The sequence below is a fragment of the Candidatus Rokuibacteriota bacterium genome (assembly GCA_016209385.1).
Taxonomy (GTDB): Bacteria; Methylomirabilota; Methylomirabilia; order Rokubacteriales; family CSP1-6; genus JACQWB01.
In genome coordinates, this window is sequence record JACQWB010000263.1 from 1 (window position 1) to 7,488 (window position 7,488).

A 7,488-nucleotide genomic window follows, 5' to 3' on the forward strand; every position below is an offset into this window, starting at 1 on the left:
AGTAGTGCCCAGGCCCGCAGCCGGCATCCAGGAGGCTCATGCCGGGAGAGACCACCGGGGCAAGTTCTTCCCGCAGCTGGGCGGCGCACACCATCTCCGGCTCCAGCCGGGCAACCCGCCGGCGCATGAGCTCCGTGTAGTGATCGCTGTGCAGCCACATGCGCAGGTCCCGCTGCCGTGGGGCGACAGCTCCCACGCCCCCCCGCGTTCCGTCTTCGAAGGCGGCGATCACGACTGCGATCCCTGCCCTTGCGGGAGCCGTCTCTTCCAGAGCTGGAAGCGCTCAGGGCGCGACCGGTTCGGCCCGAGGCGGACCATGTACCCGATCTTCAGGTTGTCGTGGATCCTATTCACCAGGCGCAGGCGCCTGGCGATCCCCTTCTCCAGCCTGGGGCTGATCTGGTAGACCCAGTTGGACAGGTAGCATAGCCCCATCGCCCACAGCCGGCGGAGCCGCTTGGGGTGGCGGACCTTCATGTTGTGCCAGCCGATGGCGAACACGAGCTTCTTGTTCGCCCGTTTGATCTCCCGCGAGTAACTGAAGAAGGTTTCCTCCTCGATATACGTATCGTCATACATGTTCCGCTGGTAATAAGTGCTCACCTCGTAAGGGTTGGGCACGTTCTGGTAGATCACGTCCCCCATGAGCTGGTACTCCGGCTTCAGCCAGTAGTGGTCGATCCCCCGCTGGTCCTTGAACTCCTGGTAGATCTCCGTCCCGGGGTAGGGGACCAGGCACCCGTGGACCGAGTACATGTAGACGTATGGGCTGAGCTCCTTCACGAGGTTCCGGGTGTTCATGACGTTCTCCACCGTCTCAAAGGGGAACCCCGTCATGATGTTGGCGTAGATCCGGATCCCGATCTGGTGGGTGAGCTTGACCACCCGACGGACCGCCTCTAGCTTGATCCCCTTCTTGATCCGCTTCAGCGTATCCTCATCGCCGCTCTCGATCCCGTAGTTGACCTGGATGCAGCCCGCCCGGTGCATCTCCCGGAGCAGGGCCTCATCCACCGTGCTGATCTTGCAGGCCGCGATCCACTGCACGTTGACCTGGCGATCGATCAGCAGCCCGCAGATCTGCTTGATCAGCGCCTTGTTCACGGTGAACAGGTCGTCGATGAAGGTGAATTCGTCAATCCCGTAAGCGGCCTTGACGTTCTCGATCTCCTTCACGACGTCCTCCGCGTTTCGGCAGCGGTACTTGCGGCCAAAGGCGTTCGTCTCGCAGAACGTGCACCGGGCCGGGCACCCCCGGCTGAAGAAGACCTTGTTGAACCCCTTCAGCGTCCCATCCGGCTGCCGGAACGTCTCCTCGTCGAACAGGTGGAGGGCCGGGAACGGGATCGCGTCCAGGTCCTGGATGGGCTCCCGGGGAGCTGTCCTCCTGATCTTCCCGCTGTCGTCGCGGAAGACGATTCCGGGTATCTGCGCGAGGGACCGGTCGAGCCGGCCGTCATAGTACTTCGCCATCTCCTCTGCAGTTGCCTCCCCTTCTCCGACGACCGCCACGTCGGCGCCGTGCTCGACCCCTTCCTCCGGGAAGAGGGTCGGGTGAGGACCGCCGATGATGACAGGCACCCCAAGCTTCTTCAGGCGAGCGACCAGGTCGTAGATATCCAGGACCCTGAAGCTGGAGAAGGAGATCCCTATGAGATCAGGCGAGCAGGAGGCAGCCTTCTCGACAAGCTCCTCCATAGTGAAGTAGTACTTGAACGTGTTCACCAGGGGCTTGACCCGCCATCCCTGGTTCTCGAAGATCGCCCCGATGTAGGCGAGCCCGGTGGGGACCTGACTGATCGGGGTCGGGGAGATCAGCACGACTGTCTTCACCGGTGTCCCTCCTTGAGGATCCTGAGGATAGCTTCGCTCACCAGACGGATCTCCTCTGGGGCGATCTTCGGCGAGACGGGGAGGTTGACGAGCCTGACAAAGACATCCTCCGCCACCGGGAACGCCCCCTCCCCGAGACCCAGGACCTCCCGGTAGTAACTGTGCAGGTGCAGGGGTCGGAAGAGCACGCTCGTCCCGACGCCGGCCGCGCGGAGGCACTCGATCACCTGTTCCCGGCTGACCCGGAGTCGTTCCAGGTTCAGCAGGAGCGGGAACAGGTGCCAGGCATGGGAGACCCACGGGCGCGCTCTCGGGAGCGTCACCTCTGCCACCCCGCCCAGGATCTCGGCGTAGATCGCCGCGTTCTCAGCCCGGCGCTTCGTGAACCAGTCCAGCCGCCTCAGCTGGTGGAGGCCGAGTGCCGCCTGGATGTCCATCATGTTGTACTTGTACCCCAGGGCGATGATGTCGTACTCCCATGTCCCGCGGGGCGTGTAACGCCTCCAGATCTCCCGCGCGTCGTCGATCCCGTACATCCCCAGCATGCGGGCCCGGCGGGCGACCTCCTCGTGACCCGTCACGAGCATCCCACCTTCTCCCGTGGTCAGGTTCTTCGTCGCGTAGAAGCTGAAGCAGGTCACGTCCCCCATGGAACCGACCGGCCGTTCCCGGTACCGGGCCCCTAGCGCATGGGCCGCGTCCTCCACGACGGCCAGCCCGTGGCGCCGCGCGAGACTCAGGATCGGGTCCATCTCCGCCGGGTGACCGCCGTAGTGGACCGGGAGGATGGCTCGCGTCCGGGAGGTGATGGAGCTGGCCACCTTGGCCGGGTCCAGGTTGAACGTGTCCGGCTCGATGTCCACGAACACGGGCCGCGCTCGCTGGTACAGGATCACATGCGCGGTCGAAGCGAAGGTGAAGGGACTGGTGATCACCTCGTCCCCCTCTCCGACTCCCAGCGCGGCCAGGGCGAGGTGCAGTGCCGCGGTGCAGGAGTTCACCGCCACGGCGTACCGAGCTCCGCAGAACTCAGCCAGCTCATGCTCGAACCGTTGGGTCCGCGGCCCCGTGGTGAGCCAGCCGGACTCCAGCGTATCCAGGACCTCCTGTTTTTCCTCCTCCCCGATGAAGGGAGGGGCGAAGGGGATGAAACGGTCCGCCACCCCTGCGCTGTCGCAAGGCACGTTAGGCATTGACGTACCGACCATCGTCGGGGTCCAGGATCTCACCGCTGGTCAGGGCGCGAGCGATCTCCCGGATGCCATCGGTCACGCCCCGCATCGCCCGGAACCCCAGCACCGCCGCGGCCTTCGCGAAGCTCACGTGGTAGTCCCTGAGGTCCGGGGCCTGGGGGAGCACCTCCACACTGATGCCGGGAAAATGCCCTGCGACCACCCTGCCGATCTCGCCGATCTGGTAGTTCTGCTCGTCCGAGCCCACGTTGATGATCTCCCCGTGGATCCGCTCGCGGGCGGCCTGAAGCGCCAGGACATAGGCCTCGGCGGCGTCCGCCACGTGGACGAGGGGCCGCCACTGCTCGCCCCCATAGATCCTGATACGCCGGCGCGTCACCGCGTGCATGGTCAGGGTGTTGACGATGAGGTCGAACCGCATCCGGGGGGACAGGCCGTACAGGGTCGCCATCCGCAGGACGACCGGGGAGAAGGTCGCATCGGCCAGGCTCAGAATCTCCTGTTCCGCCTGCATCTTGAGCCGGGCGTAATGGGAGATGGGACGCAGCGGCGAGGACTCGGTCAGGATTCCTTCCTGGGCCCCGTAGCAGCTGTCGGTCGAGGCGAACACGAACCGGGAGATGCCGCAGTACCGGGCAGCCTGAGCCGCGAGGATCGCGGAGAGGTAGTTCACCTCCACGGCCCCCCGGGCGTCCTTCTGGCAGGCCGGCTCCCCGACCAGGGCCGCCAAGACGATGACCGCGTCGTGCCCAGGGATGGCGGCGGCCAACCCCGACAGGTCCCGGACATCCCCCCGGATCAGGCAGAACCCCGGGTCGCCCTCCAGCTCCTTCATGGGCTCCGGGCCGAAGAGGAGTGCATCGTAGACCGTGACCCCCCACCCCTCAGCGAGCAGGCGGCGCGTGAGCACCGCCCCCAGGTAGCCCGCCCCGCCGATCAGCAGCGCACGCTGCCGCGTGACGCTCATGCCGTGCCCACCCCCGGCGTGAGGGCCGCTCGCAAGCCCTCCGGCCCCAGACGGGCCTTTCCCCACCCGAAGTAGATCGGGGCGCACGCGTGGTGGTCCCGCACCCACGCGGCGCCCAGGAACTCCCCTGGCTGTCCCATGATGTCGTGGCACAGGGTGTCGAAAACCTTGCCCGTCTGCTCCGAGAGCAGGGTGTCGAAGACGATGTATTTGTAGAACCCCGACTCCATCCCGGCCGGTAGGCGCACCCGACGGGAGAAGATCTGGTCGTACTTGGCCGCCAGCTCCCGCTTCCACCGGAGGATCTCCGGCAGGCGGGCGAGCTGGACGAGGCCGAGGGCGGCCGTGAACTCGTTCATGCGGAAGTTGAAGCCGCTGACCTGGTAAGTCGGCTTCCCATAGTTCCGGTAAGTCCTCACCCACTCGATAACCGCAGGGTCTCGGCTGACCACGGCCCCGCCTTCCCCCAAGGGGAGGGTCTTCGTGGCATAGAACGAGTACGCCCCGCCCACCCCGAACAGGCCCGCGCACACCCCATGGTAGGAGGCCCCATGGGCGTGGGCGCAGTCCTCGATGAGGGCCAGCCCTCGCGTCCGGCAGATCTCCACGATCTCGAGGATATCGAAGGCGATATGGCCGCCAATGTGCACCACCAGCACAGCCCGCGTCCGGGGAGTAACGCGGCTGGCTAGGTCGGCCGCGCTCAGGCAGAGGTCCTCCCGGTTGCAGTCGGCGAAGACCACGCGCCCTCCGGCCCGGACCACCGCTAGCGCAGTAGCCATGAAGGTATTGGTGGGGACGATGACCTCATGGCCCCGGACGCCCACGTACTCCAACAGGGCCAGGAGTCCCGCCCCCCCGTTGGTCACCGCGGCGGCGCTCCCCCCCACGGCCTTCCCGAAGGCCTCCTCAAAGCGCTCCACCATCGGGCCCTCCGAGAGGAAGTTACTGTCCATCACTTCCTCCAGGAGCTCGTGAAGGACTCGCCGGCTCGGGGGATCGAAGGGAATCCGCATCCGCCTGCCAGCTCAGAAGACCACCGTGCAAGCCGATCGCAGAGTCATGCTGGCTTCTCCACAATGATCATGGTCACTCAGATGAAGTCCCTCGTCCGGATCTTGGAGATCCGATCGAGGAGGACGTTGTACTTGGTCAGGCGACACTCGGGGCAGTGAGCCCCGCAGAACGACGGGTCGAGGACCTGGGCCGACTGGCGCCGTCGCTCCTCCCCGTGCCAGATCTCGGTGAAACTGGAGTGGTAGAGATTGCCGAAAGGCTTCCACCACTCGTAGATGTTCAGGCGCCCGCAGATGTATACGCTCCCGTCGGCGGCGATCACGCTGCTCAGGCTGTGGGACCGGCAGGAGACCCCCGCGTTGCCCCGGACCTTGTTCTCCTCGAGGGCATCCAGGAGGATGGAAAACGTGGGACTTTCGTATTTCTTCAGGTACGAGAGGTCGGTCGGATCTGGAGCGATGTCCGGGGTGTCGATGACCGGCCTGAACTGGATGTAGGAGACCCCGTAGTCCTTAAGACGGAGGACGAGCGGCTCCAGGTTGGCCGTGTTGTCCTTGGTGACGATGTAGCCTACGCCTGTCATGGTCCCCGTCCGGGCGAGGGCCCGGATGTTCTCCATCACCCGCTCGAACGCATAGAGCCCCTTGTACTTCTTGAACTCGTCCTCGGAAGAGCAGTCGAGGCTAACCCGGATCCAGTCGAACTCGCCGATGAGTTCCCGATAGGGGAGCAGATGCCCGTTGGTGATAAGCCCGACCGACAGGCCATTAGCCCGGATGTGCTCCACGATGGCGTTGAAGTCCCGGTGGAGGGTCGGTTCCCCTCCGCCCTCGATCACGACGCCCCGCGTGCCGCCCGCCTTCAGCTCTTCAATCAGCTTGAAGACCACCCCCGTATCCAGCTCGCCCCCCAAGCGCTCACGGAGGTCCATGTCCGAGCACCACACGCACTTGTAGTTGCAGGCGTTGGTCAGGGAGAGCTCGACGCTGATCGGGAAGGTGGGGTCCGGCCGGGCCGCGGTCGTCTTCTGGATGGCCTGCAACTTCTGCGGGAAGATGGCCAGTTTCTGAAGGCTGATCTCCCCTCCCCTCGGCGCCTGGTTATTGTGCCGGGCGACCAATGGGTTGGCATCCAGGAACTTCACCACCGATTCGAAGCAGGGGTCAGGGACCTTCTGGAAGATCTCCCGAACCACCTCCACGTCCGGCTCGTACTGGAGGCACACCTTGTAGTTGGGCCGCTGAACCGTGAAGACAGGCCGGTAGATACGGAACCGCTTGAAGTGCTGCTTGAGGTAGAGCGTTCCCAGCTCCCGCTGCTCATCGGTGAGCTTGTGCCGGCTGAGCTTCTCGAGCACCTCTGCAGAGAGGACCTCCACCCCCATCCCGTAAATGATCCCCTCCTTGTGCTCGTTGTAGCTGAACTCAGCCCCCTCCCGGATATGCCCGTGGACGAGTTCGTCCAGGTAGGTGGCGTCCACCAGCGGGTAGTTGCCCGCGATGAGTACAACCAGGTCCGCCGACTCCGCCTCCGCGACAAGGCGGACGCGGCTCAGGACATCACGGTCCGGACCCCGGTGGGCTGGCACCCCAAGCCTGGCGGCCATATCCACGGTGGCGTTGTCCTCCGGGTTCACCGTGGTGGCCACCACAATGCCGCCAAGGGTCTTGGAGAAGCGCAGGCGTTCGAGAATGATCTGGAGGACAGGCTTCCCCTCGATCTCGATCAGGCTCCGCGCAGGCATGGCGGATGTTGATAACCCCAGACGGGTCTTCACGATCCCCACTACGTTCATGGCGTCACTCCCCAGCTCAAACCATCGGGCGTGGAGGATGGGGCCCGACCAGGGCTCACAGGTAGCCCATCCGCTCCAGCTGTTTCCGGATGTACTGGTTGTCCGCCTCCCTCACCACTTGGGCCTGACGCTGCACCTCTTCACCGTACCCGGTATCCCGAACCTCCGGAGGCCGGCTCTCCAACATCTCGTCCTGGAAGAGGTCGGCCAGCACCCGGCCATCCAGGTAGGGGTCCACCGGGAGGCCGGAGAGGTACAGGAGCGTCGGCGCGATGTCAGCAATCCGGGCCTTTGCGACCATCCCGGGCCTCACACCTCTTCCGGCCGCCAGCAGGATCCCCTCATAGCTATGACAGAATCGTGGTTCTGCCTCGTCATAAAGCAGCGGCCCCCTGAAGTGGAGACGGTTATTGGCGCAATAGGGCGGTCTCATCCCGTAGAAGAGGTCTGGAAAATCGCCGGCCCGAGGCCCCGAGAACAGCTCCTCCCGCCGCTTCACCCATTCGATGAGACGCTCCCCCGTCCCAGGGTCCCGCACGGCCAGAAGCCTTCGGGCGAGATCCCCCAGCAACTGCTCGGCCTCCCTGCCAGGCTCCACGATCCCCTGGGGCTCCCTCCCGCGGAGGTTGAGGCGGATCAAACCCACAGGGAAGCGCCAGCTCGGGAAGGGGAAGGCCCGGGTC

Annotated in this window: 7 protein-coding genes; all 7 read right to left on the bottom strand. The window is 65.1% G+C overall.

Features of this window, described 5'->3' with window-relative positions:
• On the bottom strand, positions 1–232 hold a 232-nt coding region (locus tag HY726_19640; GenBank protein MBI4611207.1), incomplete at its 3' end, for a hypothetical protein.
• Positions 229–1,833, bottom strand: a complete 1,605-nt coding sequence (locus HY726_19645; GenBank protein MBI4611208.1) for a radical SAM protein — start codon at positions 1,831–1,833, stop codon at positions 229–231. The genes HY726_19640 and HY726_19645, both read right to left, overlap by 4 nt.
• On the bottom strand, positions 1,830–3,026 hold the full coding sequence (locus HY726_19650) for a DegT/DnrJ/EryC1/StrS aminotransferase family protein (protein MBI4611209.1): 1,197 nt from the start codon (positions 3,024–3,026) through the stop codon (positions 1,830–1,832). The genes HY726_19645 and HY726_19650 overlap by 4 nt, the downstream gene beginning before the upstream one ends.
• On the bottom strand, positions 3,019–3,993 hold the full coding sequence (locus HY726_19655) for an SDR family oxidoreductase (GenBank protein ID MBI4611210.1): 975 nt from the start codon (positions 3,991–3,993) through the stop codon (positions 3,019–3,021). Before HY726_19655 ends, HY726_19650 begins: the two co-directional genes overlap by 8 nt.
• Positions 3,990–5,009 carry a DegT/DnrJ/EryC1/StrS family aminotransferase gene (locus HY726_19660; protein MBI4611211.1) on the bottom strand — a complete coding sequence of 340 codons (1,020 nt, stop codon included), beginning with the start codon at positions 5,007–5,009 and terminating at the stop codon, positions 3,990–3,992. Before HY726_19660 ends, HY726_19655 begins: the two co-directional genes overlap by 4 nt.
• Before the next feature lie 77 nt (positions 5,010–5,086).
• Positions 5,087–6,805 (bottom strand): radical SAM protein, encoded by a 1,719-nt coding sequence (locus HY726_19665; protein ID MBI4611212.1) that lies wholly within the window; start codon positions 6,803–6,805, stop codon positions 5,087–5,089.
• A 55-nt stretch (positions 6,806–6,860) separates the two neighbouring features.
• Positions 6,861–7,488 (bottom strand): hypothetical protein (locus HY726_19670; protein ID MBI4611213.1); only part of this gene is annotated, 628 nt, incomplete at its 5' end.

What these genes read in the sequence shown, in the direction of transcription:
- HY726_19660 (MBI4611211.1), bottom strand. Translation starts at nt 5,009, where the DNA reads ATGCGGATTCCCTTCGATCCCCCGAGCCGGCGAGTCCTTCACGAGCTC.
- HY726_19665 (MBI4611212.1), bottom strand. Translation starts at nt 6,805, where the DNA reads ATGAACGTAGTGGGGATCGTGAAGACCCGTCTGGGGTTATCAACATCC.
- HY726_19650 (MBI4611209.1), bottom strand. Translation starts at nt 3,026, where the DNA reads ATGCCTAACGTGCCTTGCGACAGCGCAGGGGTGGCGGACCGTTTCATC.
- HY726_19655 (MBI4611210.1), bottom strand. Translation starts at nt 3,993, where the DNA reads ATGAGCGTCACGCGGCAGCGTGCGCTGCTGATCGGCGGGGCGGGCTAC.